Annotated in this window: 25 protein-coding genes; 7 read left to right on the plus strand and 18 right to left on the minus strand. The window is 67.7% G+C overall.

All coding sequences use genetic code 11. From position 1 onward, the window contains the following. Positions 1 to 2 precede the first annotated feature (2 nt). Together ITX31_RS03755 and ITX31_RS03760 are read left to right on the plus strand one after the other, a co-directional pair. On the plus strand, positions 3 to 2,363 hold the full coding sequence (locus ITX31_RS03755; protein WP_194782111.1) for a beta-glucosidase family protein: 2,361 nt from the start codon (positions 3 to 5) through the stop codon (positions 2,361 to 2,363). Positions 2,364 to 2,418: 55 nt separating this feature from the next. After that, on the plus strand, positions 2,419 to 3,435 hold the full coding sequence (locus ITX31_RS03760; protein WP_194782112.1) for an acetylxylan esterase: 1,017 nt from the start codon (positions 2,419 to 2,421) through the stop codon (positions 3,433 to 3,435). Between the two features lie 22 nt (positions 3,436 to 3,457). On the opposite strand, the gene ITX31_RS03765 is transcribed toward ITX31_RS03760, so the two are convergent. From ITX31_RS03765 to xylA, 6 genes are all read right to left on the minus strand, one after another. After that, positions 3,458 to 3,757: a cupin domain-containing protein gene (locus ITX31_RS03765; protein ID WP_194782113.1), complete on the minus strand. Its 300-nt coding sequence runs from the start codon at positions 3,755 to 3,757 to the stop codon at positions 3,458 to 3,460. A 278-nt stretch (positions 3,758 to 4,035) separates the two neighbouring features. Next, entirely contained in the window at positions 4,036 to 5,433 is a 1,398-nt protein-coding gene (locus ITX31_RS03770; protein WP_228528936.1) for an ABC transporter substrate-binding protein, read from the minus strand. A gap of 67 nt (positions 5,434 to 5,500) precedes the next feature. Beyond that, positions 5,501 to 6,403, minus strand: a complete 903-nt coding sequence (locus tag ITX31_RS03775) for a carbohydrate ABC transporter permease (protein WP_194782114.1) — start codon at positions 6,401 to 6,403, stop codon at positions 5,501 to 5,503. Continuing rightward, the gene (locus tag ITX31_RS03780; protein WP_194782115.1) at positions 6,400 to 7,341 is read right to left on the minus strand and encodes a carbohydrate ABC transporter permease; all 942 of its coding nucleotides are present in this window, start codon (positions 7,339 to 7,341) and stop codon (positions 6,400 to 6,402) included. Before ITX31_RS03780 ends, ITX31_RS03775 begins: the two co-directional genes overlap by 4 nt. 224 nt (positions 7,342 to 7,565) lie before the next feature. Further along, entirely contained in the window at positions 7,566 to 8,978 is a 1,413-nt protein-coding gene (locus ITX31_RS03785; protein WP_194782116.1) for an FGGY family carbohydrate kinase, read from the minus strand. A gap of 76 nt (positions 8,979 to 9,054) precedes the next feature. Continuing rightward, positions 9,055 to 10,242 (minus strand): xylose isomerase, encoded by a 1,188-nt coding sequence (gene xylA / locus ITX31_RS03790; RefSeq protein ID WP_194782117.1) that lies wholly within the window; start codon positions 10,240 to 10,242, stop codon positions 9,055 to 9,057. A 174-nt stretch (positions 10,243 to 10,416) separates the two neighbouring features. Between xylA and ITX31_RS03795 the strand changes: the two genes are divergently transcribed. After that, positions 10,417 to 11,625, plus strand: coding sequence for an ROK family transcriptional regulator (locus tag ITX31_RS03795; RefSeq protein ID WP_194782118.1), 1,209 nt, complete (start codon positions 10,417 to 10,419; stop codon positions 11,623 to 11,625). A 64-nt stretch (positions 11,626 to 11,689) separates the two neighbouring features. On the opposite strand, the gene ITX31_RS03800 is transcribed toward ITX31_RS03795, so the two are convergent. From ITX31_RS03800 to ITX31_RS03815, 4 genes are all read right to left on the minus strand, one after another. Then, the gene (locus tag ITX31_RS03800) at positions 11,690 to 12,808 is read right to left on the minus strand and encodes an NAD(P)/FAD-dependent oxidoreductase (RefSeq protein WP_194782119.1); all 1,119 of its coding nucleotides are present in this window, start codon (positions 12,806 to 12,808) and stop codon (positions 11,690 to 11,692) included. Further along, on the minus strand, positions 12,805 to 13,875 hold the full coding sequence (locus ITX31_RS03805) for an NAD(P)-dependent alcohol dehydrogenase (protein WP_194782120.1): 1,071 nt from the start codon (positions 13,873 to 13,875) through the stop codon (positions 12,805 to 12,807). The genes ITX31_RS03800 and ITX31_RS03805 overlap by 4 nt, the downstream gene beginning before the upstream one ends. A gap of 105 nt (positions 13,876 to 13,980) precedes the next feature. Continuing rightward, positions 13,981 to 15,255 (minus strand): ion channel protein, encoded by a 1,275-nt coding sequence (locus ITX31_RS03810; RefSeq protein ID WP_194782121.1) that lies wholly within the window; start codon positions 15,253 to 15,255, stop codon positions 13,981 to 13,983. A gap of 156 nt (positions 15,256 to 15,411) precedes the next feature. Next, positions 15,412 to 17,310, minus strand: coding sequence for an FAD-binding monooxygenase (locus ITX31_RS03815; protein ID WP_194782122.1), 1,899 nt, complete (start codon positions 17,308 to 17,310; stop codon positions 15,412 to 15,414). A 199-nt stretch (positions 17,311 to 17,509) separates the two neighbouring features. Here ITX31_RS03815 and ITX31_RS03820 point away from each other — a divergent pair, with 199 nt between their 5' ends. Beyond that, the gene (locus tag ITX31_RS03820; protein ID WP_194782123.1) at positions 17,510 to 18,448 is read left to right on the plus strand and encodes an EamA family transporter; all 939 of its coding nucleotides are present in this window, start codon (positions 17,510 to 17,512) and stop codon (positions 18,446 to 18,448) included. Here the strand turns inward: ITX31_RS03820 and ITX31_RS03825 are convergent. The 4 genes from ITX31_RS03825 to ITX31_RS03840 all read right to left on the minus strand — a co-directional run bounded on the left by ITX31_RS03825 (position 18,411) and on the right by ITX31_RS03840 (position 21,012). Then, positions 18,411 to 19,280: a DUF4190 domain-containing protein gene (locus tag ITX31_RS03825; protein WP_194782124.1), complete on the minus strand. Its 870-nt coding sequence runs from the start codon at positions 19,278 to 19,280 to the stop codon at positions 18,411 to 18,413. The two genes, ITX31_RS03820 and ITX31_RS03825, sit on opposite strands and share 38 nt — an antisense overlap. 161 nt (positions 19,281 to 19,441) lie before the next feature. Continuing rightward, positions 19,442 to 19,948 (minus strand): hypothetical protein, encoded by a 507-nt coding sequence (locus tag ITX31_RS03830; protein ID WP_194782125.1) that lies wholly within the window; start codon positions 19,946 to 19,948, stop codon positions 19,442 to 19,444. Positions 19,949 to 19,989: 41 nt separating this feature from the next. Then, the gene (locus ITX31_RS03835; protein ID WP_194782126.1) at positions 19,990 to 20,556 is read right to left on the minus strand and encodes a hypothetical protein; all 567 of its coding nucleotides are present in this window, start codon (positions 20,554 to 20,556) and stop codon (positions 19,990 to 19,992) included. A 45-nt stretch (positions 20,557 to 20,601) separates the two neighbouring features. Further along, a complete protein-coding gene (locus ITX31_RS03840) occupies positions 20,602 to 21,012 on the minus strand; it encodes a RidA family protein (RefSeq protein ID WP_194782127.1) in 411 nt (136 codons plus the stop codon). Between ITX31_RS03840 and ITX31_RS03845 the strand changes: the two genes are divergently transcribed. The 3 genes from ITX31_RS03845 to ITX31_RS03855 are packed head-to-tail and all read left to right on the plus strand — an operon-like array spanning position 21,012 to position 23,949. Then, complete coding sequence (locus ITX31_RS03845) at positions 21,012 to 21,161, plus strand: hypothetical protein (protein WP_194782128.1); 150 nt, start codon at positions 21,012 to 21,014, stop codon at positions 21,159 to 21,161. The two genes, ITX31_RS03840 and ITX31_RS03845, sit on opposite strands and share 1 nt — an antisense overlap. A 23-nt stretch (positions 21,162 to 21,184) precedes the next feature. Further along, the gene (locus ITX31_RS03850; protein ID WP_228528937.1) at positions 21,185 to 22,243 is read left to right on the plus strand and encodes an agmatine deiminase family protein; all 1,059 of its coding nucleotides are present in this window, start codon (positions 21,185 to 21,187) and stop codon (positions 22,241 to 22,243) included. Then, positions 22,243 to 23,949 (plus strand): amidase, encoded by a 1,707-nt coding sequence (locus ITX31_RS03855; RefSeq protein ID WP_194782129.1) that lies wholly within the window; start codon positions 22,243 to 22,245, stop codon positions 23,947 to 23,949. The genes ITX31_RS03850 and ITX31_RS03855 overlap by 1 nt, the downstream gene beginning before the upstream one ends. A gap of 341 nt (positions 23,950 to 24,290) precedes the next feature. Here the strand turns inward: ITX31_RS03855 and ITX31_RS15765 are convergent, their stop codons facing one another. The 4 genes from ITX31_RS15765 to ITX31_RS03875 are packed head-to-tail and all read right to left on the minus strand — an operon-like array spanning position 24,291 to position 26,749. Continuing rightward, positions 24,291 to 24,734 carry a hypothetical protein gene (locus tag ITX31_RS15765; protein ID WP_228528938.1) on the minus strand — a complete coding sequence of 148 codons (444 nt, stop codon included), beginning with the start codon at positions 24,732 to 24,734 and terminating at the stop codon, positions 24,291 to 24,293. After that, positions 24,725 to 25,306, minus strand: coding sequence for a hypothetical protein (locus ITX31_RS03865; protein WP_194782130.1), 582 nt, complete (start codon positions 25,304 to 25,306; stop codon positions 24,725 to 24,727). Before ITX31_RS03865 ends, ITX31_RS15765 begins: the two co-directional genes overlap by 10 nt. Then, positions 25,257 to 26,249 (minus strand): hypothetical protein, encoded by a 993-nt coding sequence (locus ITX31_RS03870; RefSeq protein ID WP_194782131.1) that lies wholly within the window; start codon positions 26,247 to 26,249, stop codon positions 25,257 to 25,259. The genes ITX31_RS03865 and ITX31_RS03870 overlap by 50 nt, the downstream gene beginning before the upstream one ends. After that, positions 26,246 to 26,749: a hypothetical protein gene (locus tag ITX31_RS03875; RefSeq protein WP_194782132.1), complete on the minus strand. Its 504-nt coding sequence runs from the start codon at positions 26,747 to 26,749 to the stop codon at positions 26,246 to 26,248. The genes ITX31_RS03870 and ITX31_RS03875 overlap by 4 nt, the downstream gene beginning before the upstream one ends. Between the last annotated feature and the right edge of the window lie 65 nt (positions 26,750 to 26,814).

Here is a 26,814-nt window from a genome sequence, read left to right on the forward strand (position 1 = left end):
CCATGTTAAACACCACCACCAAGCGCGTCCCCTGGCGGGATGCCTCCCTTCCCCCCGCCCAACGCGCGGACGCCCTGCTGTCCCGGATGACCCTGGAGGAAAAGACCGCGCAGCTGATCGGCGTGTGGGTCGGCGCCTCAGCCGACGGCGCCGAGGTAGCGCCGCACCAGCATGAGATGAACGAGCCCCCGGACCTTGAGTCGCTGCTCCCCGCCGGGCTGGGCCAGCTCACCCGCCCGTTCGGCACCAAACCGGTCGACGCCGGTGCCGGCGCCCTCTCGCTGATGCGCACCCAGGAGCGGATCGCCGCCTCCAATCGGTTCGGCATTCCCGCGATGGCCCATGAAGAGTGCCTGGCCGGCTTCGCGGCCTGGGGCGCGACGGCGTATCCGGTGCCGCTGGCCTGGGGTGCCACGTTCGACCCGGAGCTCGTCCAGCGCATGGCCGGAGCGATCGGCGAGGATATGCGCCGGGTCGGCATCCATCAGGGACTGGCTCCGGTACTGGATGTTGTCCGCGACGCCCGCTGGGGCCGGGTGGAAGAGACCATCGGCGAGGACCCTTACCTGGTGGGCACCGTGGCCACCGCGTACATCCAGGGCCTGGAGCAGGCCGGAGTGGTGGCCACCCTGAAGCACTTCGCGGGCTACGCTGCGTCCCGGGCCGGCCGCAACCTCGCGCCGGTCTCCATGGGTCCGCGGGAATTCGCCGACGTCGTCCTGCCGCCGTTCGAGATGGCGGTGCGGGAATCCGGGGTGCGCTCGGTGATGCATGCCTACACGGATACCGACGGCGTGCCCTCCGCAGCAGACCGCTCACTGCTGACCGGGCTGCTGCGCGATACCTGGGGATTCGAAGGCACCGTGGTGGCCGACTACTTCGGCATCGGGTTCCTGCAGGACCTGCACGGCGTAGCCGGGAGCCGCGGTGAAGCGGCCGGCGCAGCGCTGCGCGCCGGGGTGGACGTGGAGCTGCCAACGGTCGACGCCTACGGGGAACACCTGCTGGCGGAGCTTGCCGCCGGCCGGGTTGATCCGGCCCTGGTGGACGCCGCCGCGCGTCGGGTCCTGCTGCAGAAGATCGGTCTTGGCCTGCTGGACGAGGACTGGAGCCCGGTTCCGGAAGCCCTGGCCGCCGGCGCCTCGAACCTCGAAGCCGTCCAGTCCACGGTGGATCTGGATCCGCCGGAGAACCGCAGGCTGGCCCGTGAGCTGGCGGAGGAGTCGATCGTCCTGCTCAGCAACAACGGGATGCTGCCCCTGCAGGCTCCGCGGCGCATCGCCGTCGTCGGCCCCAACGCGGAGAACCCGATGGCTTTCCTGGGCTGCTATTCCTTCCCGGCCCACGTCGGCTCGCAGTTCCCGGAGATTGCCGCGGGGATTGGGCTGCCCACGGTGGCGGCCGCGCTGCGGGACCAGTTCCCGCAGAGCAGCATCGACTACGTCCCGGGCTGCGGAATCGACGATCCCGACGCGTCCGGAATCGCTGCCGCCGTGGCAGCGGCACAGAACGCCGACGTCGTCATTGCAGCGCTCGGTGACCGCGCCGGACTCTTTGGCCGCGGCACCAGCGGCGAGGGATGCGACGTCGAATCCCTGGTGCTGCCCGGTGTGCAGCAGCAGCTGCTGGACGCACTGCTGGATTCCGGAACCCCGGTAGTGACTGTGCTGCTGACCGGCCGGCCGTATGCGCTGGGTACGGCGGTGTCCCGGGCCGCCGCCGTCGTGCAGGCCTTCTTCCCCGGTGAAGAAGGCGGACCGGCGATCGCCCGTGTGCTCAGCGGTGCGGTCAACCCATCCGGAAGGCTGCCGGTCAGCGTCCCGGCCACACCGGGCAGCCAGCCAGCCACGTATCTGGCGGCGCCGCTGGCCGGGCCCACGGATGTTTCCAGCATCGATCCCACGCCGGCCTTCGGATTTGGCCACGGGCTCAGCTACACGCAGTTTGCCTGGGACTCGCCGTCCGTGGACAACGCGGAGACCAGCACGGCGGGGAAAGCTGCTGCCTCCCTGACCGTGGCAAACACGGGCAGCCGCGACGGCGTGGAGGTGGTCCAGCTCTATCTTCACGATCCGGTGGCGTCCGTTGTGCGGCCCGTCCAGCGGCTGATCGGCTTCGCCCGGGTGCCGCTGCGGGCCGGGGAATCCGCCCGGGTCCGGTTCACCGTGCCGGCGGACCTCACGTCGTTTACCGGCACGGACGGGCAGCGGCGCGTGGAACCCGGCGCCCTGGAACTGCGGTTCGGCGCCTCCAGCTCCGACATACGGCTGGTTGCCGCGCTCACGCTCACCGGCCCGGTACGCTCGGTGGACCACACCCGGAAACTGCACTGTGCCGTGGAAGTACAGGCGCTGCCCGTGTAAGGGCAGCTGCTGCTGGCCGGGTGGGGAAAACAACGGCTTCGTAGGAGGAACAAACGTGTATTCGGATCTGCCCGCTGACCAGCTCACTGCCTACCGTGGCAGCCAGCAGGACCCGGAGGACTTCGACGCATTCTGGGCGCAGACCCTGGCCGAAGCCCAGGCCCATCCGCTGGATGTTCGGCTGGAACGCGCAGAAACGGTGCTGTCCACCGTGGACGTCTGGGACGTGACCTTCAATGGTTACGGCGGGGAACCCATCCGGGCCTGGCTGCGCCTGCCGGCCGGTTCAGGTGGACCCTTGCCCGGCGTCGTGCAGTTCGTGGGTTACGGCGGCGGCCGCGGGGACGCATCCGAGAACCTGTTCTGGTCCTCGGCCGGGTTCGCGCACCTGCAGATGGACACGCGCGGCCAGGGTGCCGGTTGGAGCAAGGGCGCGACGCCGGACGCCTCCGGCAGTGCCGGCCCGCAGGTCCCGGGAGTCATGACCCGCGGCGTCCTGGATCCGCACACCTACTATTACCGGCGGCTGTTCACCGACGCCGTCCGCGCAGTGGCCGCACTGCAGTCCCTGGACGCTGTGGATCCGGCGCGCTGCGCCGCGGTAGGAAGCAGCCAGGGCGGTGCGTCGGCTCTGGCTGCCGCTGCGCTGGCTCCGGGGCTGGCGGCCGTCTGTGCGAACGTGCCTTTCCTCGCGGACCTCCCGCGCGCCGTGCACGTGACCGACGCGTATCCGTACCGGGAAGTGCGCGATTACCTGGCCGTCCATCGGACTCAGGCAGCGCAGGTGATGGACACCCTGGCGTACTTCGACGTCGTCAACTTCTCCCGCCGGGCGCAGCCGCCGGCCCTGTTTTCGGTTGCACTGATGGATGTGGTCACTCCCCCCTTCACGGTGTACGCCGCCTACAACACCTACGCGGGCACCAAGGACCTGTTGGTGTGGCCGTACAACGGGCATGAGGGCGGCGGCGTTGAGGACCAGATCGCCGCTGCACGGTTCCTGCGCCGAACCCTGGCGCCAGTGAGTTCGGCGACGGACAGCGTCAATGCTGCGGCCGGCAGCACGGCATAGCTGCCGAGCCTTACGGCGCCCGTTACTGGTCCTTGAGCTCGACGAAGAACACATGAGTGTCCGTGTCGCCGATGTTCTCACCGACGTGTTCCTGGGCCGGAAGCCATTGGACCATGCCGGCAGGCAGCTCAACCTCCCGCTCCTGGCCGCCGGAGGTTAGCCGGCGCCGGAATGAGCTGGCGGTGATCATCACGCTGTCCGGGTGGCGATGGACGACGGTCTTTTTTCCAGGGCCGTCGCTGTATTCGAGCACCCGCACCCTGTCGTTCTCAAAGACCACTGCGTAGTTCTCCGGATTGGACTGGACTGGATCCTGTGTCATATCCCGAAGGGTAGGCCTGCCGGCAGCTTCGCTAAAGGGGGCCGGGCCAAAGGGCACCGGCCGGCACTACCAGAGCTGGCCGGGGAGCTTCAGCTTCTCCTTCCGCGGGAAGCGTGCGTCGAACGCGTAAACGTCCTCGTCGCTCAACGCATAGCCGGGGAGCGCCGTCATAGTAGATCCCCAATGCCTTCGCCTCCGGAATACGCACTAACCCGGTCCCGCTTCCTGACAGGAGGCGGGACCGGGTTAGCGGGTATTGACCGGGCTAGTGAACTGAGTTACTGAACTGAGTTGTTGTAGTTCTCGATTTCGGTCTTGAGCGCGTCAACGGACTTGGTCAGCTCCGTCTTGCTGTCTCCGCCGAGCAGTGCGCCTTCCAGCGCGTCCTCAGCGGCCTTCCGGGCCTGCGGCATGGAACCGGCGGCGCAGCCCTGGGTGGCAGCGGTCAGTTCAGTTGCCTCAAGCTGCTGCACGGCGACGTCGAACTGCGGGTACTGCTCGCGCCAGGCGATGTCCTCGGGCTCATCCAGTGCGGCCTTGGAGATCGGGAAGTAGCCGGTGCCGGTGTGCCAGGTGGCCTGTGTGGCCGGCTCGGCAAGGAACTGCATGAACTGCCAGGTAGCTTCCTTCTCGGCGTCGGAGTGGCCTTCACCGGAGATCCAGAGCGAGGCACCGCCGATGATGGGGCCGGAATCGTTCTGCTCGATCTTCGGGTAGAAGCCGACTCCCAGTTCGAAGCCCTGCTCCTCGGCTGCCTTCTGCATGCCGCCGAGGGCACCCGTTGATTCAAGGGTGATGCCAATGGTGCCGCTCTTGAAAGCGTTCTGCGCGTCCGCGGTGGCACGGCCGGTGTTGCCGGCAACCCCGTCAGCTACCAGGCCCTTCCACCAGTCCACGAACTCGACGGCGGTGTCATTGTTGAAGCTGTAGTCCGCAGCGCGTTCGCCGGAGCGGCCGTTGTCCGGGCTGCAGTAGAGAGCTCCGTTGGCTGCGATTTCCTGCTCCAGGAGCCAGCCGTAGATGGCGGCGTTGAACCCGAACTCCGCCGGTCCGCCGTTCGTCTTGGACAGCGCGGCGGCTGCTTCGCCCACCTCGTCCAGCGTTTCGGGTGCGGTCTCCGGGTCCAGCCCGGCCGCTTCGAACAGGGTCTTGTTGTAGTACAGCACCGGCATGGAGGTGTTGAACGGCATGGACCAGAGGTCCTCGTCGATCGTGTAGTAGCCGGCGATGTTGGGCTGCAGGTCCGAGACGTCATATTCGTCCCGGTCGATGAAGGACTGGGTGGGCACAACGGCGCCCGAGTCGATCATGAACTGGGTACCAATGTCATAGATCTGCACCATGCTGGGCGTGCTGTTGGACTGGACCGCCGCCTTGTACTTGGTGATAGTGGAGTCGTAATCGCCCTGGTAAACGCCCTTGACCTCAATTTTGCCCTCATTGGCAGCGTTGAATTCGTCAATGAGCTTGCCCAGGGTCTCGCCGTTGGTGCCGTCCATCGAGTGCCAGAAATTGACGGTGGTGACGCCGTCGGCTGACTCAAGTGCATCCGCGGCTGGCGCTTCGCCTGCCCCGCCCGTGCTGCTGCCTCCGCCGCAGGCGGACAGTACCAGGGCAAGCCCCGCGGCACCGGCAGCCATCATTGGCAGCCGGCGTCCTCTGGTTGTAGTTCGCAATGGATATCCCTTCAGGATTGGCCGGAGACAAGTCTCCGGATAGCCGTGGTGTTTGGCCGGGGTGCGTTTATTTGATGGAACCCGCGGTCAGGCCGCGGACAATGAACCGCTGGCCGAAGATGACCAGCAGCAGGGTGGGGATGATGGCCAGGACCGTTCCGGCCAGCACCAGCCCGGCGTTGAAGTTGTCCGCGGAGCGCAGCTGGGTGATGCCAATCTGGATGGTCTGCATCTGCGGGGTCTGGGTGACCAGCAGCGGCCAGAAGTACATGTTCCAGGCCGAGAGGAAGGCCCAGATGCCCAGTGCTGCCAGGGTGGGCTTGGACAGCGGCACCAGGACCGAGACCAGGAACCGGAAGTGCCCGGCGCCGTCGATCTTGGCTGCTTCCCAGAGTTCCGTGGGGAAGGACAGGAACGCCTGCCGGAGCAGGAAGATGCCGAATCCGTGTGCCAGGAAGGGCAGTGTCAGCGCCGGAATGGTGTTGATCAGTCCGGCGGAGGACATGGTCAAGTAGTTCGGGATGATGATGGCCTCGGCCGGCACCATCATGCTGCACAGGAACAGCGCGAACCAGAAGGCCCTGCCCCGCACCTTCAGGAAGACCAGCGCGTAGGCCGCCAGCAGGGAGGTCACCAGCTGGCCCAGCGTGATCAGGCCGGCCATCACCACCGAGTTCACGTACTGCCGGCCAAGCGGAATCGAGTTCAGCGCGCCGGCAAAGTTCTCCACGCGGAATCCGTTGAACGGCCACAGCGACGCCGGGTACGCATTGATGTCCGCCGGGCCCATGAAGGATCCGACGAACCCGAAATAAACCGGGAACAGGACGATCACGGCGCCTACGCTCAGCGCCGCGTAGGTCAGCACCCGTCCGGCTGTCAGGGGACGGCGCTGGCGCTTCTTCAGGTCCCTGGGACGGCTCGGCGCCGCCGCGGGTTTCGCGGGCGCGGGGGCTGCTGTACGGCTCATCGGTAGAAGACCTTCCGTTCCAGGACACCGAATTGGATGGCGGAAACCACTACCACGATGATCAGGAGCACCACGGCCTGCGCGGAGGCGTAGCCGAAGTTTGAGTTGTTGTTGGCGAATGCCTGCTCGTAAATGGAGTACACGAGCGTGGTGGTGCTGTCCTGCGGTCCGCCCTTGGTCAGGATGTGGATCTGGCCGAAGCTCTGCAGGGCGTGAATGGTTCCGGTGACCAGCAGGAAGAACATCTGCGGGGTGAGCAGCGGCATGATGATTGACCGCTGCATCCGCCAGCCGTGGGCGCCGTCCAGCCGGGCTGCTTCTACTACGTCTTCGGAGACTGCGCCGAGTCCGGCGGAGAGCACCAGCAGGTTGTAGCCAAGCTGCATCCACACCGTGGCCAGGGATACCGAGACAAGGGCCCAGGCCGGGTCCGTAAGCCAGCCGACCCGGTCAAGCCCGAAGAAGCCGAGCATACCGTTGAGCACACCCGTGGCCTGGTTGAACATCACGCCAAAGATGACCGACGCCGTGGCCACGGAGTACGCAAACGGAAGGGCAAAGGCAGTGCGGAAGAACCGGATGCCCTTGATCTTCTGGTGCAGCAGCAGCGCCAATGCCAGTGCGATGCCGATCGAGGGAATCACGGTCAGCACCGTGAATCCCAGGGTTACGCCCATCACCGTCCAGAAACCGGTATCCGTGAACATGCGGGTGTACTGGTCGAAACCCACAAATCCGGAGGGACGGCCGAACAGGTCGCTGCCCTGGAAGGAAAGAAAAACGGAGCGGCCCAGCGGGTAGAAGAGGAACAGCGCGAAAACCACCAGCGCCGGAACGAGGTACCACAGCGCGCGGATGCTGCCGCGGTCCGTGACGCGCTCGGGCAGGGTTTTCGGTGTTTCCTGTTTGGGTGCGGTGGCCGGTTTGAGGGCGCTCATGCCCCGGCGCCCGGGAGGGGCCGGCCGGGGTGGCGATACGAACAGCGGACGGTTCCATCCGGCTGCAGCGATTCACTGCAGGTAGCTTTCATTGACTCATTCCGTCCATCATTCTGCGGCGCGCCAATGCGCCGGATACAGGAGTTACGCCCGTCACAGTACCCAGTAATTTTTACCCATGGCAAACGGGCTTGCCGTTGCCGTGGGTAAAGCTTCGCCGCAGGTCAGCCGGCGGACCCGTGCATGCGCTGCGCTGCGGCACGGTAACGCTCCAGCACCAGGGGCGCCGCCGGGGCAGAAACCGTCAATGAGTCCTGGGTTTTCCACTCCGGCCAGGCTCCGGAAAGCACTGCGGCAGCCTGGCGGGCAGCGCCGTCGGCCACGTACTCCCCCGGCTCCGGAACGTCCACGGGCATGCCCAGCACGGAGGACAGCGTCTGCTGCATGGCCACCGAGCGCGCCCCTCCGCCCACCAGGATGACGCGCCGCGCCTCGATCCCCAGACCGGTCACGGCGCGGAAGGCGTCCGCCAGCGAGCACGCCACGCCTTCGAAGGCCGCGCGGGCCAGGTTGGCTGGCGTGTAGTTGGCCAGCGTCATGCCGTGCAGGCTGGCCTGCGCCTCGGGCAGGTTGGGCGTGCGCTCCCCTTCGAAGTAGGGAACCAGGGACAGTCCTCCGGCGCCGGGCTCGGCGGTCAGGGCCAGTTCGGTGAGGGTCGGAAGGTCGACGCCGAGCACACCTGCCGTGGCATCCAGGACCCGGGAGGCATTCAGCGTCGCGGCCAGCGGAAGGAAGTTGCCGGTGGCATCCGCGAACCCTGCCACCAGTCCGGTGACATCCGCCGTGGGGTCCTCGGTCACCGCGAAGACGGTCCCGGAGGTTCCCACGGACACCACAACATCGCCCACAACGGCGCCGACGCCGAGTGCTGCACCGGCGTTGTCACCGGTTCCGGGCCCGATGACGGTCCCCGTGGCAGTCTGCAGCCCGGGCTCCAGCGGACCAAGGACCACGGGCAGCGCGGGAACGTGCCCGAGCGTCGCGTCCAGGACCTCCGGCAGGTACTGGCCGGTCGCCGGAGACCAGTAGCCGGTGCCGGAAGCGTCTGAGCGGTCCGTGCGCAGGGCCGCCAGGCCTCCGCTGCCCGGCCCGTGTCCGGCCAGCCGCCAGGAGAGCCAGTCATGCGGCAGGCACACCGCGGCGGTCCTAGCGGCATTCTCGGGTTCGTTGTCCGCCAGCCATTTCAGCTTCGCGGCCGTAATGGAGGCAACCGGAACGGTGCCGGTGGTCTGCGCCCAGTAGGCCGCGCCGTCGGGCCCGGCGTCTTCAATCATGTGCCGGGCCGCGGCGGCGGACCGTGTGTCATTCCACAGCAGCGCATCGCGCACCACTGCCCCGTCTGCGTCCAGGCAGACCATGCCGTGCTGCTGGCCGGACACCGCTACGGCGGCGACGTCATCCAGGCCGCCGGCGGCCGCGGCAGCCTCCAGCAGCGCCCGCCACCAGGTTTCCGGATCCACCTCGGTCCCGGGCGCGTGCCGGGCTGTTCCCTGGCGGTGCAGGGCCCCGGTTTCGGCGTCGCGGATAACGACCTTGCAGGACTGCGTGGAGCTGTCCACTCCTGCGACAAGCGGCATATCGGACCTTTCAACAGGCGGAGCGGGCTTCAGTGCCCGGCCCTTGGATGCTAGCAAACCGCTCTGCAGCGCCAGGTCAGCGCGCGCCGAGCAGGTGCTCCAGGGCAAGCTGGTTCAGCCGGATAAAGCCGAAGGAGCGCTGGGCGGCAGCATCGGCGTCGAACTCCTCGAACGCGGCGGTGTCCGCGAGCAGGTCCGCGGTGCTCTCCCCCGCTGCCAGCGTGGGTTCGGCCAGTTCGCCGACGCCGGACGCCGCCAGGGCTTCCTGGACTTCCGGATCGGCGCGGAAAGCCTGGGCGCGTTCCTTCAGCAGCAGGTACATGGACATGTTCGCCGCGGCCGACTCCCACACGCCGTCGTACCCGTCGGTCCGGGAGGGCTTGTAGTCGAAGTGCCGCGGGCCGTCGTAGACCGGCCCGCCGTTCGGGAAGCCGTTCTCCAGCAGGTCCACCGTGAAGAAGGCGCTGGTCAGGTCACCGTGCCCGAAGACGAGGTCCTGGTCATACTTGATGGATTTCTGGCCGTTGAGGTCGATGTGGAAGAGCTTGCCGGCCCAGAGTGCCTGCGCGATGCCGTGCGTGTAGTTCAGCCCGGCCATCTGCTCGTGCCCGGTTTCCGGGTTCAGCCCCACGATGTCATGGTGTTCCAGCTGGGCGATGAATCCCAGAGCGTGGCCGACGGTGGGCAACAGGATGTCCCCGCGCGGTTCGTTGGGCTTGGGCTCGAGCGCGAGCCGCAGGTCATAGCCCTGCTCCTTGATGTACCCGGCCGCGGTGTCCACGCCTTCGCGCATGCGGTCCAGCGCCGCGGAGATGTCCTTGGAGCCGTCATACTCCGCGCCTTCGCGCCCGCCCCACATCACGAACGTCTTCGCACCAAGGTCTGCGGCCAGGTCCAGGTTGCGCAGCACCTTGCGGAGGGCGAAGCGCCGCACCGAGCGGTCATTGGAGGAGAACCCGCCGTCCTTGAACACCGGGTGGCTGAACAGGTTGGTGGTGACCATGGGAACCTGCAGTCCGGTGTCCGCCAGCGCGGCCCGGAAGCGCTTGAGGATGAGGTCCCGCTCCTGCTTGGAAGAGCCGAAGGGAACCAGGTCGTCGTCGTGGAAGGTGACGCCGTAGGCGCCCAGGTCCGCCAGCTTATGAAGGGCTTCGACTGGGTCCAGGTCTGCCCGGGTCGCGGTGCCGAACGGGTCATTGCCCGTCCATCCCACGGTCCAGAGTCCAAAGGTGAAGCGGTCGGCAGGTGTTGGCGTCTTTGTCATGGTGCTCTGCTCCAGAATGTGGGTCCACTGAATTAGTTGTGGTCAACAACATATGCATGCCCCAAGCCGCTGTCAATGGGTTCCCGGCACACCTTTCCTAACGCAACGTGCTGTTGAAAATGGTGTTCCGTGCAACAATCAAGCGTCCAGTTCTCTCCGTAAAGGACCCAGCGCATGCCGAGCAAACCGGCCACCGACAGCATCCGCGTGCAGAACCTGTCCCGGGTGCTGACCCTGCTGCACCGACGCAGAGCGCTCTCCCGGGCAGAGCTGACCCGGCTCACCGGGTTCAACCGGTCAACCATTGGTGCACTTGCCGCCGAGCTGTCCCGTCTGGGGCTGGCTTATGAGACCGAGCCCGCCGCTGCCGGCCGGGCCGGGCGGCCCAGCCCCCTGGTCCACCCCAACGAACGAATCGCTGCGCTGGCCGTGCATCCCGACGTCGACGCCGTCACTGTGGGCCTGGTGGGCCTGGGCGGGAAGGTGCACCGCCGGGTCCGGTACGACGCCGGCACAGTGCCGGGAGTTCCGGAAACCCTGAGCATCACCCGGGCGGTGGTGGAAGGCATGGCCGCCGAACTGGCCACGATGGACCGGGTTGTGGGAGTGGGCGCCGCCGTTCCCGGACTGGTGGACAGCGCCGACGGATCGGTACGGCTGGCACCCCACCTGGGCTGGACGGATGAACCGCTCGCGCAGGCCCTGTCCTCGGCACTCGGGCTCCCCGCGTTCGCAGGAAACGACGCCACCCTTGGCACGCTCGCCGAGTCCGTCTTCGGTGCAGGCGTGGGACAGGACGATGTGGTGTATCTCAACGGCAGTGCCAGCGGAATCGGCGGCGGCGCCGTCGTCGGCGGTGTGCCGCTCGGCGGGCAGGCCGGATTTGCCGGGGAACTGGGCCACACGCTGGTCCGCTCGGACGGGCTGCCCTGCTTCTGCGGCCGCCGGGGCTGCCTTGAAACGGAAGTGAACCTGGGCGGGCTGCTGGCGCCGCTGGGACTCGAGCACGCGGACCTCGATGAACTTGAGGCCGCCATGTCCGGCCGCCGGACCGCGGAGTTCGACGCCGTTGCCGCCCGCCAGCTGGACCTGCTCGCCGAAGCGCTGGTCAACTTCGTGAACATCTTCAATCCGCGCACCATTCTCTTGGGCGGCTTCCTGGGCGTGCTGTTCTCCTTTGACCCGGAACGGCTGCAGGACGCCGTAGCTCAGGGCGCCATCGGAGGCCTGGGCCGGCAGGTGCAGATCAGCAGGGCGGCGCTCGGCGCGGACCTGCTGCTGGTCGGCGCGGCCGAACTGGCGTTCTCCGGGCTGCTGGCTGCGCCTGCGGCTGCGCCGGCCCCGGCTTCGGAGCCTGCGGCCCAGGCGGCCGCCCGGTCTTAGTTCCTCTGGCTCCCGGACTGACGGTTCGGCTGGGGCCAACCGCCCGGCGATTTGCCCGCCGCCGTCAAGATTCCCATCCGAAGTCGAAGCGTTCGGGCCGGAACGGCTCCAGCAGGGGATGCCGGCGGCCGGTAAGGATTTCATCCGCCACCAGCTCACCGGCGATCAGCCCCAGCGTGGCGCCGGAGTGCGTGAACACCGCCCAGCATCCCGGCAGCGCGCGCAGTTCGCCCAGCACGGGTTCACCGTCGCCGGGCACGGGCTTCAGCCCCGCATGCCAGGACTTGATCCGCACCTCCGGGTTTCCTGCCAGCAGCCGTCCTGCCTCGGCAGCCACGTCCTCCAGGACATCTGCGGGAACGTCCCAGCTGCCGTCCTCCCGCCGGTGGACCAGGTCCAGGTACCAGGTGTGGTCCATGGCCAGCCGGCTTCCCGGGTGCGGACGGACGGAAAGCCGCGGCGTATTCAGTACGGCCCGGAGCCCGTGGTGCAGCGGCTCCGAGACCAGGAGCACGGCGGGATCGGAGGCGTCCGGCAGCACGATCCCGGCCCCGGCCAGCACGGCGGGGGTGCCCGCACCGCAGGCCACCACCACCGTTCCGGCTTCGTACTCGTCGCCGTCCGTGGTCCGCACCCCGGATGCCCTGCCGTCCTCCCCAGCGACGACGGAACACAGCCCCGCATCCTCGACCAGCGTGCCGCCGCGCGCGGTGAACTCTTCAGCCAGCAGCCGCATCAGCTGCGGCAGCGCCACCCAGCCTTCGCCGGGGTTGAAGAGTACCCGGTGCGGAAGGACACCCGGATCGATTCCGGGCACCCGGGCCGCGGCGTCGCCGCGCTCCAGCATCCGGGCTTCATAACCGTCCCGGGTCTGCCGGTTGTGGCGCTCAATGACCTCGAACGGGTCATCATCCCAGTACAGGCCGCCGTCGAACGCCAGCCAGTCCGCCCCGGGACGGCGTGCCAGCAGCGAGCGGTAGCGGTCGATTCCGGCCATCCGCAGCCGGAAGTACTGCTCCCCGTACGCCCCGCCGGCATTCAGCCAGGACAGTGAACGCTCGGAGGCCCCGCCGCTCGCTTTCGCCTCGGTCAGCAGCAGCACCTCCGCCCTGCCGCGCAGCAGCTCCACCGCGGTGGACAGGCCCAGGACGCCGCCGCCGAGTATGGCGGTCCGATCAGTCACGGGTTGGGCACCAGGACCGCCCGGCCGGTGAGTTTTCCGGCGTCGAGGTCATGCAGTGCCTGCACCGCGTCAAGCAGGTCATAGGAGGTGGTGTGCAGGGCGATCTCCCCCTGTGAGCTCAGCGTCATCAGTTCCACCAGGTCCTGGTAGGTGCCCACCAGGTTTCCCACCACGCTGATTTCCCGGGAGATCAGGTCAATGGTGGGCAGCGCCAGAGTGCCGCCGTAGCCGATGGCGTAATAGCTGCCGCGGTTGCGGACCATAGCCGGTCCGGTGATTTCGGTGCCGTGCTCACCCACGAAATCGAAGACCACGTGCGCGCCCCCGCAGGTGATATCCAGGACCGCCAGCACGACGGCGTCTGCCGGGGGTCCGCCGACGGCGCGGGCCGCCGGATGCAGGTCGTTGGGATTCACGGTTGCGTCGGCACCAAGTTCCTTGGCCAGTGCCAGGGCTGCGTCCGAGGTGTCCACCACGGTGATGTGCGCTCCAGTCAGTGCCTTCAGGGACTGCACGCCAATGTGCCCCAGCCCGCCGGCACCGATCACCACGGCTTCGGAACCGGGCGGCAGCAGCGGCACGGCCTTGCGCGCCGCGTGGTAGGCGGTCAGGCCGGCGTCGGCCAGGGCCGCCACGTCCGCCGGCGCTACGGAGGAGTCCAGCTTGACCACCGCCCTGGCGCTGGTCTTGAGCAGCTCCGCCATGCCGCCGTCGGCGTTCAGGCCGGGAAAGCTTGAGGCCTCGCAATGCGAATCTTCCCCGGCCCGGCACGCGGCGCAGAACCCGCAGGTGACCACGGGGTGCATAATCACCGTGTCCCCGGGCTGGACACTGGTCACCGCTGAACCGGTTTCCAGCACCCAGCCGGCGTTCTCGTGCCCCAGGATATAGGGCAGTTCCGGCCGCTGGATCGCATCCCACTGTCCCTCCAGGACGTGCAGGTCCGTCCGGCAGACTCCGGCCGCGCCCACTTTCACCAGCACATCCCACGGGCCGGTGATTTCCGGCTCCGGCACATCGTCGATGGAGGCGTCTTCCCCGTAGCGGTGCACTCGTACAGCTTTCATGCCTGCTCCTTTGCCATGAACTATGTCTGCAATGGATTGTGTCTGCAATGGACTGTGGCCGGAATCGTATCCCGCGGCTCAGCGCCGCCAACAGTCCTGAACCGCTCAGGCCGCCTGCGCACCGCCGTCGTCCTCCGCCAGCATGTGCGGCGCGGTGGTGACCACCAGCCAGGCGGGCAGCACGGCAAGGCACAGCATTGCGGTCACGGCCGCGTCCCCGGAGATAACGACGCCGATGAACAGTGCCAGCCACCCGTCGCGGGCAATGGCAAGTACCAGTCCCAGCACTGCGGCCGACACCGCGACGTCCGCGCGGATATCCGGCAGGAGGGCCGCTGCGGCCAGCCCGAACGCCACGCCCACAAACACGGACGGGAAGATCCGGCCGCCGCGGAACCCCGCGGAGGCGGCAACTACCAGCGCCGCCAGCTTCACGACGGCCAGGACGGCCAGCGTGGCGAGGGATTCGCTGGGGTCGTGCAGCAGTTCCTCGGATTCTTCGGCGCCCTTGAACAGCGTGAGCGGTCCGCCAAGGACACCCAGCAGGCCCAGCAGCGCTCCGCCGAGGGTGGTGAACAGGACGGGGTTGCGCAGCCTGTGGAACATCCGGTGCGCCGAGCGGAACGCGAACACCCCGGCCAGGCCAAACCCCGCCGCAAGCGGGGCGATGACCATGGCGGCCAGCACGTCCCAGCCTCCGGGGTTACCGGCGGCTTCCGGAATACCGGCCGGCAGCATTGTCCCGCCCAGCATGGTCATGGCGGCCGCGCCGGCCCCGGCGGAGACCAGCGGCAGGAACAGCTTGTCGAACAGCGCTCCGGGGCCCGTCATTGCCCCGGCCATGCCGGTAAAGAGCAGGGCCGCGGCCACCGGAGTGCCGAACAGCGCCCCCACCGTACCGGCCACCGTGAGGCCAACCACCAGCCGTGCCGGTATCCGGCTGAAGAACCGGGCCAGCAGGGCGGTAAGCACGGCGGTGTTGATGGCGATGACCGGGTTCTCCGGGCCCAGGCTCACCCCGCCGGCCAGGCCGAGGACGGCCACGGCGGCCAGCGAGGGAACCACTTTCAGCGGCAGGGCGGAGCCGCCCAGTTCCGCGGCTGCGGAGTCGGGTCCGGCATGGCCCGGGAGGTACCGCACCATCAGGCCCACCGCCAGTCCGGTGCCGGTCAGCATCCCGAAGATCCACCAGCCGCCGTCCGGATCAATGCCCGCAGCGTGCGGCAGGACGTCCCAGAGCACGTCCTGGAGCAGCCGGCTCAGCTCATCCAGGCCGTAGAGGCTCACGGCCGAGACGGCGCCGATGAGGACCGCCGGGACCGAGAGTACGGCCAGCGTCCGGATGCGGTTTTGTCCCAGGCCTGGTTGGGGTTCGGTCATCGCTCACCTCCTGGGCCGGCGGGAGCCTGCGCACTGCTAAGCCCAGCGTACGGCGCAGCAAAGATGTCCGGACAGGGAGTGCGGAACTTCAGGTGCTCAAAACGCAGGACGACGGCGGCACCGCAAAGCGCCGCCGTCGTCCTCTGTTGACGTGTACTAGTGCTGCACCTGGCGCGCCGGGAGCAGCGGGGCGAAGAACTCGGCCAGCTCTGCCGTGGCCGTCAGCGGCAGCACGTTGGCGACGTACTGGTCCGGGCGGACCACCACCACGACGCCGGAGCGGTCCAGGCCGCGCGCCTCGAAGATGTCTTCCTCCGGGTTGGCGCCGTAGACCTTGTTCAGGTCGGTCAGGCGGAACGGGCCAACCTGCGGTTTGAAGACGGAGGGCACGGCGTTGATGTCGATGCCGGTGTGGTCCTGCTGGTAGATGACTTTCACGTCGAACCAGGCGTCGGCGTCGCCTCCGGCCGGCTGGGCTGCGAGCGGGGATTCAGGTGCGTTCTGCAGCCACTCGGCCAGTTCGGTCACACCCGACTGCGCGCCGGCGGGGGCTGCGTCTGCGAAGACGTAGATGCGCCACCGCCCGTCGGCCTTGGCCTGGTGGCCCAGCTGCAGCGGGTTGGTATCGCTGACACGCAGCACCGGTGCGGACTTGAAGCGCTTGCCGATGGTAAAGCCGGCGGCCAGGTCCTGGTGCCTGGCCTCGCCGATCAGCATGGACGGCGTGTATTCGGTCATGAAGCCGGCCGGGAACTCGGCGGTGCGGACGTAGAAGTCCTCCAGGTCCGAGGGGTTCTCGAACTCCTCCGGCTTCTTGGCCATGAGGGTGGACCATTCCTTGTCGAAGTCGATCAGGTTCTTGGCCACCACCTGGCGCTCCGCGGAGTACGTGGTGAGCAGGGATTCCGGGGCGCGGCCGTCCAGCACGTGGCCGAGCTTCCAGGCGATGTTGAAGCCGTCCTGCATTGAAACGTTCATGCCCTGTCCCGCCTTGGCGCTGTGGGTGTGGCAGGCGTCGCCGGTGATGAAGACGCGCGGGGTGCGGGTGCCCACTTCCTCCGGCTTGACGTCGTCAAACCGGTCGGTGAGCCGGTGGCCTACCTCGTACACGCTGTGCCAGGCCACGTTGCGCACGTCCAGGGTGTAGGGGTGCAGGATGGCGTTGGCCTTGGCGATGATCTCCTCGATGCTGGTCTTGCGGACGGCGCCGTTGTCCCCTTCGGGGACCTCGCCCAGGTCCACGTACATGCGGAAAAGGTGTCCGCCTTCGCGCGGGATGTGCAGGATCGAGCCGCCGTTGGAGGACTGGATGGCGCACTTGGTGCGGATGTCCGGGAAGTCTGTGGAGGCCAGGACGTCCATGACGCCCCAGGCGTGGTTGGCGGCGTCGCCGGCCAGGGTGGAGCCAATCGCCTGGCGGACCTTGCTGCGGGCGCCGTCGCAGCCCACCACGTACTTGGCCTTGACCGTGCGCTCGGTGCCCTCGTCATCGCCGGCAGTGCGGCGCAGGGTAACGGTGACCGGGTACTCGGCGGCGTCGTCGACCTCCAGGTCCACGAACTCGTAGCCGTAGTCCGGCTTCATGCGCGCCGGGGAGTTGGCCATGTACCGGGAGAAGTAATCCAGGACGCGGGCCTGGTTGACGATCAGGTGCGGGAATTCGCTGATCCCGGCCGGGTCATCCAGCGCGCGGCCGGAGCGCACGATGTTTTCCGGGTTCTCCGGGTCCGGGCGCCAGAAGCACATCTCGGTGATCCGGTATGCCTCGGCGGTGATTTCCTCCGCGAAGCCGAAGGCCTGGAAGGTTTCCACGCTGCGGGCCTGGATGCCGTCGGCCTGGCCGATGACCAGGCGGCCCGGGCGGCGCTCCACGATGCGGGTGGTGATGTTGGGGAACTGGGACAGCTGTGCCGCAGCAAGCATCCCGGCCGGGCCGGAGCCCACGATCAGGACGTCGACTTCCCCGGGGAGCTCTTCGGGGCGGTCAATGCCGACGCCGGCTGCCGGCTCGATGCGGGGATCTCCGGAAACGTAGCCGTGGTGGTGGAACTGCACAGTGTCCTCACTTCTCTGGTTCTTCGTGTTCGATATTTGAACAACTAGTTCAATATTCGAATCAAGCTCGGGATTACTGTACTTGAGGCATGACGCAGGTCACAACAGGGTGCGGGGTTGTGACATGCGCGCTCCGATCCTCCCCGAAATGGCAGAAACAGTTATGGACTTTGCTAAGCACTTAGGCAATTATGGCTAAGTGCTTAGAAAAATACTCGGGGTACTGTTCCTGACCGCCCTGGCTCCGGCAGCCTGGGGCACCACCTATCTTGTGACTACCGAGCTGCTGCCGCCGGACCGCCCCCTGCTGGCTGCCGTCCTGCGTTCCCTGCCCGCCGGGCTGGTGCTGCTGGCGCTGCTCCGCCGACTGCCGGCCGGCGCCTGGTGGTGGAAATCGGCCGTGCTGGGCCTGCTCAACTTCGGTGCGTTCTTCGCGCTGCTGTTCATCGCCGCCTACCGGTTGCCGGGCGGCGTCGCGGCGATGGTGGGGGCGGTGCAGCCGCTGCTGGTGGCGGTCCTGGCGGCGCGGGTGCTCGGCGAGCGCCTGGGTCCGGTGAAGCTCAGCGCCGGCGTCGCAGGAATTGCCGGGGTGGGCCTGCTGGTCCTGTCCGCGGACGCCAGGCTCGACGCCGTCGGAGTCCTGGCAGCCCTTGGCGGGGCGGCTTCGATGGCAGCGGGCATCGTGCTGACCAAGCGCTGGCAGCCTCACGCCGGACCGCTGGCGTCCACCGCCTGGCAGCTGGTGGCCGGCGGGGTGTTCCTGGTGCCGGTCATGCTCGCCGTCGAAGGTCCCGCCCTGCCCGTCTTCACCGGCGCGAACCTTGCCGGCTACCTCTACCTGGCCTTGGTGGGAACCGTGCTGGCTTACTGGCTGTGGTTCCGCGGGATCGCACGGCTGCCGGCATCAAGCGTGAGCTTCCTGTCCCTGCTCAGCCCCGTGGTCGCTGCCTCTGCCGGTGCTGCCGTGCTTGGCGAAGCTTTCTCGCCGGGGCAGCTGGCCGGCCTTGCCCTCATCCTCGGAGCCCTGGCCGCCGCCAACACTGCAGGGCTGACTGTCCGTTCGAGCTCGGGCCCGACCGGAAGAGGACGACGGCGCCCGGTTACTCGGTCTGCCAGCTCGCCTCGGTCGGTTCGGTAAGTCCGAAGGTGTCCTCCACCAGGACGCGCTGGCCCGGAAGCGCCGCGGCGGGAACGTCCATGCAGACCTCATACTGGGCCTCGCCGCCGTTTTCCAGCGTGGGCACCGAAGTTCCCTGGAGATCCAGGACAGCGAGGCACGTCGACTCGTCATATTGGCGGTTGTCGGAGCCCACAAAGTTCGTCCTTAGGTCCAGCCACGGATCTCCCTCTTCGGTGCCGTTGTAAACCACGTCAAGGGTGATCAGTACGTACTGCCCCTCGGGTGCCTGGTTGAACTCGTTGAAGCCAAGGATCGCGTCGGTCGCGCCCAGCTGGACGCTGGAAACCGTGACGGCGTAATCCCCCACCTCCCCTGCGGTGCCCAGCGGAAGCAGTTGAGCACTCGCCGTGGCCGAGGCAGAAGAGGACGAGGTCGCGGAACCGGACACGGGCGGACTGTCCGTGGCACCCCGAGTGATTGTGGAGGAGGAGTTGTTGCTCGCCTCGTCATCCACCGCGCTGAAGAGCGCACCCCAGAACGCCGTAACCAAAATGGAGGCAAGCAGGGCTACACCGGAAACCACCACGGCGGCGATGGACAGCCCCCTCGCCGACGTCCGCTCGCGGACCGCAGTTACCAGGGCTGCTATGCCGAGTCCCAGGCCCACGAGCGCCATGACCAGCGCCACCCAGCTGATAATCGGAATCCAGAACAGGAACAGTGCCACAATGCCCAGGATCAGTCCTGCCAGGGCCATCCCCCTGCCCTTGTTGGATTGTAGAAGTCCCGGCGGGGGCGGATACCCCTGTCCGCCGTAGCCGTACATCGGATCGTCTGGACCTGTACCCATGATCGCCTCGCCTGGATTCGGACGCCGCAGCAAGGGAACCCTGTTTCTGGCCCTCCCGGCAGCGGGTCGATTTTTCGGGTCACTCAACGGTAGGCGCGCACGGCAGGGGCTTCAAGGATCTGCCGGATTACCGGGCCGGCCACACCGGATTACTCACTGGATCAGCGGGAGGCGGTGGCACCGCTGGTCGGCACGGCGGGCGGGGAAGTTGTCCCGGCCGTTCCGGTGGGAGTGGACGACGACGGCGGGCTGGCGGTCCCGGCCGTCGTGGACGGCGGCGCGGCGGTGCGGGTGACCGTGCCGGTGGGCTCGGGCGAGGGGGTCACGGTATTCCGCTCCATCGGCGTGAACAGTGAGGCCCACATGATCGCCCCGAGGACGCTCATCGCCAGCGCGGCAGCGGAAATGATCACTGCCGCAACCGAGAGTCCCTTTGCCGAGCTCCGGGCCCGGCCGGCGGCTGCCAGCGCGCCGATGCCCAGGCCCAGCCCGATGATGGCGAGCACCACGGCCGCGAGGTTGAGCACAGGAAACCAGAACAGCAGCAGCGCGAGGATGCCGGCGACCAGGCCGGCGGCCGCCAGCCCCCTGCCCGCGTTCGGGTTCGGGTTCCGGTTCGGCGGCGGATATCCCTGGGAGTCCCGGGGATCGAACGGCTGGGAGCCCATAATCGCCTCGCTGGTCCGGACTCGGCAGGAAAGCCTGCGGGTCAGTGGTTTCGCACTTCTCCCACGGTAGGTGCGCCCGGTAGACCCGGCAACGCGGAGGGCGGTTCCGGCCCCTCCCCTGCGAGCTTTTCCACCTGCGTCCTCAACGCGGATTCCAGCACCGGCCCCGGCTCCGGCCCGGCACGCCCGCCGGGCCGGGCCCGGAGCGCCTCGGGACCGCAGTCGTCCGCGTTCCGCGCATCCGGGGCAGCCGGGGATGGCATCCGCGCCGCCGCCGGGCCTGGCTCCGCACCGGCGGCGAGCTCCTCCCGGGCCGTCGCTCCGATCAGCCGGAACAGCTCCTGGTCTTCCCGGGTCGCCAGCGAGGAAGTCTTCAGGTCATTGAGCACGGCGAGTCCGGCCAGCGACCTGCGCGGATTAGCGCTCAGCGAAGCCTCGAGTGCCCACTGCGCCCGCACCCACCACTGCGCCCGGCGGTCTGCCTCGAGCTTCTGGCGGTACGCAAAATAGGCAACGAGCGCCGTCGCCAGGATTCCCAGCGGACCCAGCACCGGTATCCACGTGATGGCCCAGTCCGTGACTGCCGGCCAGAATTCTCCCCAACCCATGCCCGGAGCCTAGCCCCGGGGACGGACACCGCGGGAGGGCGGACGTCAGTCCAGCACGGCCACGGCTTCGATCTCCACCAGCAGTCCGGGGCCTGCCAGGGCCGCCACGCCAATGCCGGTGAACGGCGGAAGCGGCTCGGTGATGCCCAGCCTGGAGATGGCGCGGTTCCGGCCTTCCATGAACAGCGGGAAGTCCTCCGGCGCGTAGTCCACCAGGTAGCAGGTCAGCTTGGCTACGTCGGCAAACGTTGCGCCCGCTGCCTCCAGGGCTGCGGCCAGGTTCAGGTACACCTGCTCTGACTGAGCGGCGAGATCCCCTTTCCCCACGAGGCCGCCGGAGGAGTCCACGGCAACCTGGCCGGCGATGAAGACCATTCTTGATCCGGAGGCGACGGCGACCTGACGGTACAGCGGCACTTCGGGGAGGGCATGAGGGTTCAGCAGTGTCACGGCCATTGCCGAATCCTACCGCCAGCACGGCATCAACCGTCCTGGCCAGCGATCCGCTCACCGCTCCTCCACAGAACCTGCTGGCCAACCGCGTGTTACTGACCGTTACCGGCGGTGAAACGGTCTTCGACGCCGCTGCCGCTACCCTGAGCTAAACGACCCGTAAGGATCCACCCATATGTCTTCGAGCACCACTTTCATGCCGGCCGAGTGGGCACGCCACGAGCGCACCTGGATGGCCTTCCCGCCGTCGAATGAGACCTTCGGCAAGCCCGGCAGCAGCACCCTGCACCGGGCCCGTACCGCCTGGTCCGCCGTCGCCCGCACCATCGCCCGATACGAGCCGGTCACGGTGCTGGCCGAACCGGCAGACCTGGATGCCGCCCGCGAATACCTCGGCGACGGGATTAGGGTCCTGGCCGCAGAGCTGGACGACGCATGGCTGCGGGACTCCGGGCCCACGTTCGTCCACGCCGCGGACGGCTCCGTGGCGGCCGTGGATTGGATCTTTAACGGCTGGGGCGCCCAGGACTGGGCAGCGTGGGACAAGGACCAGCACCTGGGCCGGTTCGTGGCCGGGCAGGCCGGCGTGCCGGTGCACTCCAGTGGCCTGGTCAATGAAGGCGGCGGCTTCCACACCGACGGCGAGGGCACCGTGCTGCTCACCGAAACGGTGCAGCTGGATCCGGGGCGCAACCCCGGCGCCACCCGGAAATCCGTCGAAGCTCAAATCCACGCCCGGCTCGGCACCACCAAGGCCGTCTGGCTGCCGCGCGGCCTGACCAGGGACTACGACGAGTTCGGCACCCGCGGCCACGTGGACATCGTCGCGTGCTTCGCCTCCCCGGGCACCGTCCTGCTGCACCGGCAGGACAACCCGGCCCATCCGGACCACGAAGTGATGCGGGAAATCCGGGCGGTCCTCGACGCCGCAACGGACGCCCGTGGCCGGAAGCTGGAGCTTATCGACGTCCCCGCCCCCGCGGTGATCGATGCCGGCGACGGTTTCGTGGACTACTCCTACATCAACCACTACGTCGCCAATGACGCCGTGATCCTCTGCGGTTTCAATGACGCGAACGACGCCGCCGCCGCGGACATCCTGTCCCGCGTCTACCCGGGCCGCACCATCGAACTCGTGGACGCCCGGGACATCTTCGAATTCGGCGGCGGCATCCACTGCATCACCCAGCAGCAGCAAACTCCCCGTCCTGGTCTTGCAGGAGCAGATGCCTGATGTTCGACGTCGTTGAAGCCGGCATTGCCGAGCTGCGGGAGGCGCTTGAATCCGGGAAAACCACCAGCGAGGAACTCGTCGCCGCGTACCTGGCGCGAATCGAGGCGTATGACAGGTCCGGGCCTGCGCTGAACTCGGTCATCGTGGAGAACCCGGACGTGTTGGAGGAGGCCCGTGCCTCCGACGCCCGGCGCGCCCGCGGGAAAACCCTGGGCCCGCTGGACGGCATTCCGTACACCGCGAAGGACAGTTTCAAGGTCCGCGGGCTCACCGTCGCTGCCGGTTCGCCGGCCTTCGCGGACCTGGTGGCCCGACAGGACGCGTTCACCATTTCCCGGCTGCGGGAGGCCGGCGCCGTACTGATCGGCCTGACGAACATGCCGCCCATGGCCAACGGCGGTATGCAGCGCGGACTGTACGGCCGCGCTGAAAGCCCGTACAACGCGCAGTACCTGACCTCGGCGTTCGCGTCCGGTTCCTCCAACGGGTCCGGGACGGCGACCGCAGCAAGCTTCGCGGCCTTCGGCCTGGGTGAGGAGACGTGGTCTTCGGGCCGCGCACCGGCGTCGTGCAATGCGCTCTGCGCCTACACTCCCTCCCGCGGCGTGATCTCCATCCGCGGCAACTGGCCCCTGGTTCCCACCATGGACGTGGTGGTTCCGCATACCCGCACCATGGCGGACCTGCTGGAGGTCCTGGACGTGATCGTGGCGGACGACGCCGAGACGCGCGGAGATTTCTGGCGCGCCCAGCCGTGGGTGAAGCTGCCTTGCGCATCCGCGGTGCGTCCGCCGTCGTACCCGTCCCTGGCGATTGGCACCGAGGCCCGCGCAGTGCTGGCCGGAAAACGGTTCGGCGTGCCGAAGATGTACCTCAACGCCGATCCCGAGGCCGGCACTGCGGACTCCCCCGGCATCGGCGGGCCGACCGGGCAGCGGATCGACACCCGGGCCAGCGTGCTGGATCTGTGGCAGGCCGCGCGGCGTGACCTGGAAGCTGCCGGGGCCGAGGTGGTGGAGGTCGACTTCCCGGTGGTCTCCAACTACGAGGGCGACCGGCCCGGCGCCCCGACCGTCGCCACCCGCGGGCTGGTCAGCCCGGAGTTCCTGCGGCGGGAAATCGTGGACCTCTCGGCCTGGGCATGGGATGACTTCCTGGCGGCCAACGGCGATCCGGCGCTGAACTCGCTGGCCGACGTCGACGGCGCCGCCATCTTCCCGCATCCCGAAGGCGCGCTGCCGGACCGGTACACCGGGTTCGATGACGACATCGCCATGTACCCGCAGCATGTGCGGGAGCACCCGGCGGACTCCTTCACCGACATTCAGCATCTGGCAGACGGCGTGCGCGGACTGGAGGAAACCCGGCGGATCGACCTCGAGGAGTGGATGGATTCGCTCGGGCTGGATGCCGTGGTGTTTCCGGCCGTGGCGGACATCGGGCCTGCCGACGCCGACATAAACCCGGATTCCGCGGATCTCGCCTGGCGCAACGGCGTGTGGGTGGCAAACGGAAACCTGGTGCTGCGGCATCTGGGCATTCCGACAGTTACGGTGCCGATGGGTACCCTGCCGGATATTGGCATGCCGGTGGGGCTGACCTTCGCCGGGCGAGGCTGGGAAGACAACGCGCTGCTCCGGCTGGGTGCTGCGTTCGAGGCCACCGGATCCCGCCGTACCGATCCTCCCCGAACGCCCCGGCTGTAGCGGAGGCGAGGGGCGGGCCCCACCCCGGAAACAGCAAAAGCCAGCGAATCCTCTTCGCTGGCTTTCACCCGCAATCTCCGCTGGTCCCCCACAGGCAGCGGATGTTGCTCGACCGTCCGGGCGTACCGGAGACGGCCCAAGAACGCGGACGGGGTGCGCGGCTCCGGAACTAATCCTCATGCCAGGGCCGCAGGCGTGATCCCCCAATCACATAGTGCCTGCGGCTTCACCGTTGGGTGAGCGCATTCCCCGTCCGTCATTCTTGGTTTCACTCATGTTTCACACATGTGTGAGACATGAGTGACACCATAGCAGTGCACTCCGGACCGGTCAAAACGTCCCTAGTCGGTTTCGTCCAGGATCCTGGCGATGGCCCGCAGCGCTTCCGGGTCCACCGGGCCCAGGGCGCGGGCAGCGAAGTTGCGGACTTCGGCGCGGCGCAGGCTGCGGATCAGCTCGAGTTCGGCTTCAACCCGTTCGGGCAGTTTCCCGCCCTCCTGGAGCAGGTACTCGGGATCGACGTCGAACACCGCGGCGATGGCATGCAGGGCCTCGTCAGGAACCACCTGTTCCTTGCCGGACTTCAGCAGCGACCACCGGGTCCGGGAGAGGTAATAGCCGGCTTGCTGGGCGCCGTCGCGGATAGCCGGGTAGTCGAAGGGCTTGCCGGATTCGGACATGATCACGTCCAGGAGCAGGTTGATCTTCCGGGCCAGCGTTTCCGCGCGCCGCAGTCCCGCTGCCCTCTCAGGGGGAAGATCGAGGTTCTCCACGTTCAGCTCCATGTCATTGCTATGAGGAAACAGCAGAAGGTAGCCGTTCCCAGTGCCGCGCCGGAAAATGCCTCCGGCCAGGTGTGCTCACGGAGAGAAACCCTGCTGAACATCATCAACGGCGATAATATCAACAGCCAGGCCCACGCTCCTCCGAATACGGCCACGACCCACAGCGCACCGAACGTTAGAACGGACACATGCGCGGACACGTTGAGCCAGCGGCGGAAGAACACCAGCCCAACGTTGCCCACAAAGAGCGCCGCCACGGTCAGCGGAACCGGTGAATCGAGCCCCAGCAGGAAGCAGGCCACCGTACCGGCGAAGGTCGCCGCTCCCAGCAGCTGGACCCGCAGCCCGTCCGGCAGTCCACGCCGCCGGAACGGCTGCTTCACCAGTTTGTAGAGCAGGCCGGGTACGCCAATGATCGCCGCCAGCAGCACGCCGGCACCGAAAATACCCAGCCCGGCCTCGAGCCCGGCCAGAAGCACCAGGACCGCCAGCACCAGTGCCGGCGGCAGGACCCGGGAGAGGTTAGCGGCCAGCGCCAGTGGAGCGCGGGACCGGTGAACCGTTGTGCTCAATGCGTTTGCCTATCTCGTCAAGAACTGCGGTTTCCTGCCGGGAGAGCAGCGCCGGATCCAGGATCCGGACGTCCCCCACGAAGATGAACCAGCGGTAAAGCTGGACCCTGGATGGGCGCTCTTCCAGGAAAATCCTTTCAGCACCCATCGCACTGCGTCCCTCCGGTGTCTGCACCAGTCTCGCGAGAATGGGCCTCAGCGTGGCAATGTCCTGTTCCCGCTGGCCCCGGGCCCTGAAGGTGGACCTGATCCTTTCAGCGGAAGGAAGAATAAAGCCGACGGCGAATCCTCCAACCATCAGTGCCAGCAGCACCTGGTAGGCCGCCGCCAGAGCTCCCCCGGAATCAGTGAAGCCCCGCTGTTCCATCCCAATCTGAATCATCTTCAGGACCGCCGCCGCAACGCCCAGCACGCACCCGGCGCCCAGCACATCGAATCCGATCCGGAACGCCCGGGATTCTCCGCTGCGGTTGCGGAGCATCATTTCAATGGCGGTGTAGACGCAAATCATGGCGAACCAGCCAAAGAACGTCGCCTGGTACCAGGCGATGGTGGGGATGCTGCCGAAGGTGTCCGTGAAACTGGCAGCGGACCCCCGGGTGTCGGAAACGGCCAGCAGCACGATCTGTCCTGCCGCGACGACCAGCCACACCGCGAACAGCACCTTCACCCGCCGGCCCCGGCCGGTCACCTGCAGCAGCAGGCGGCTAAGCAGGGTCATGCCGGCGCCCACCAGCAGGTGGATCAGCAGGTTCAGCACGTTCCGGCCGCCCAGGGCCTGGTCCACCGCCAGGTACACCGGATCGATGTTCAGGGTTCCGGCGAGTGCCACTGCGGTCACGGCCGGCAGCACCCCTGCCTTCCAGCCGTAGCGCAGCCCGAGAAGCCGGATGGCCACCACGGCCCACAGCACCAGGACGGGCAGGACCTGCAGGCAAGTCATATGAACGTCCGCTCGAAGTCGCTGGAACTCCAGCGGTCCCCGGCCAGCAGTGCGAGGGAGAGCAGGTAGGCAACGTGCTCGGCGGCACGTTCGGTCTCATTCCAGTCCAGGGACCGGGCAAGCATCGTCTTGATTCCCCTGCGGCTGCCGATGTGCGCAAAGACCGACGGCGTTGCGGTCTCCACTCCCCCGCAGCCCTGGTGCTGCAGGAGGATGTGGCCGAATTCGTGGCAGGCCGCGTGGGTGCGGTGGAGACGGTTGTCCCCGGCAGGCAGCAGGATGACGGACTTATGTTCCCTTTCGACCCACAGGCCGGTGACGGCGGGAATGATCGCATGGTCTATGTCCCGCAGCTCAATGGGTTTGCCGTGGGCCGTGGCTACGGCTGCCAGCAGGTCCTCGAAGCTCACGTGCTCGGGCAGATTCAGTGCCTCCACTACTGCCCTGGAAGCCGCACGTTCCCGCTCACTGCCCGCTGACTTGGTAAAACGCAGTGCCATTGAATCCCCATCGTTGTCCTACACCCGCAGCCGCGCCCTTGGTGACGGCGCGGACCCTGCGACTT

Source organism: Arthrobacter gandavensis, from assembly GCF_015355785.1.
Taxonomy (GTDB): domain Bacteria; phylum Actinomycetota; class Actinomycetes; order Actinomycetales; family Micrococcaceae; genus Arthrobacter_B; species Arthrobacter_B gandavensis_A.

Excerpts from the sequence above, each read along its gene's own strand:
- ITX31_RS03755 (WP_194782111.1), top strand. The coding sequence starts at position 3 with ATGTTAAACACCACCACCAAGCGCGTCCCCTGGCGGGATGCCTCCCTT.
- ITX31_RS03765 (WP_194782113.1), bottom strand. The coding sequence starts at position 3,757 with ATGACACAGGATCCAGTCCAGTCCAATCCGGAGAACTACGCAGTGGTC.
- ITX31_RS03775 (WP_194782114.1), bottom strand. The coding sequence starts at position 6,403 with ATGAGCCGTACAGCAGCCCCCGCGCCCGCGAAACCCGCGGCGGCGCCG.
- ITX31_RS03780 (WP_194782115.1), bottom strand. The coding sequence starts at position 7,341 with ATGAGCGCCCTCAAACCGGCCACCGCACCCAAACAGGAAACACCGAAA.
- ITX31_RS03785 (WP_194782116.1), bottom strand. The coding sequence starts at position 8,978 with ATGCCGCTTGTCGCAGGAGTGGACAGCTCCACGCAGTCCTGCAAGGTC.
- xylA (WP_194782117.1), bottom strand. The coding sequence starts at position 10,242 with ATGACAAAGACGCCAACACCTGCCGACCGCTTCACCTTTGGACTCTGG.
- ITX31_RS03795 (WP_194782118.1), top strand. The coding sequence starts at position 10,417 with ATGCCGAGCAAACCGGCCACCGACAGCATCCGCGTGCAGAACCTGTCC.
- ITX31_RS03805 (WP_194782120.1), bottom strand. The coding sequence starts at position 13,875 with ATGAAAGCTGTACGAGTGCACCGCTACGGGGAAGACGCCTCCATCGAC.
- ITX31_RS03810 (WP_194782121.1), bottom strand. The coding sequence starts at position 15,255 with ATGACCGAACCCCAACCAGGCCTGGGACAAAACCGCATCCGGACGCTG.
- ITX31_RS03825 (WP_194782124.1), bottom strand. The coding sequence starts at position 19,280 with ATGGGTACAGGTCCAGACGATCCGATGTACGGCTACGGCGGACAGGGG.
- ITX31_RS03830 (WP_194782125.1), bottom strand. The coding sequence starts at position 19,948 with ATGGGCTCCCAGCCGTTCGATCCCCGGGACTCCCAGGGATATCCGCCG.
- ITX31_RS03835 (WP_194782126.1), bottom strand. The coding sequence starts at position 20,556 with ATGGGTTGGGGAGAATTCTGGCCGGCAGTCACGGACTGGGCCATCACG.
- ITX31_RS03840 (WP_194782127.1), bottom strand. The coding sequence starts at position 21,012 with ATGGCCGTGACACTGCTGAACCCTCATGCCCTCCCCGAAGTGCCGCTG.
- ITX31_RS03850 (WP_228528937.1), top strand. The coding sequence starts at position 21,185 with ATGTCTTCGAGCACCACTTTCATGCCGGCCGAGTGGGCACGCCACGAG.
- ITX31_RS03855 (WP_194782129.1), top strand. The coding sequence starts at position 22,243 with ATGTTCGACGTCGTTGAAGCCGGCATTGCCGAGCTGCGGGAGGCGCTT.
- ITX31_RS15765 (WP_228528938.1), bottom strand. The coding sequence starts at position 24,734 with ATGGAGCTGAACGTGGAGAACCTCGATCTTCCCCCTGAGAGGGCAGCG.
- ITX31_RS03870 (WP_194782131.1), bottom strand. The coding sequence starts at position 26,249 with ATGACTTGCCTGCAGGTCCTGCCCGTCCTGGTGCTGTGGGCCGTGGTG.
- ITX31_RS03875 (WP_194782132.1), bottom strand. The coding sequence starts at position 26,749 with ATGGCACTGCGTTTTACCAAGTCAGCGGGCAGTGAGCGGGAACGTGCG.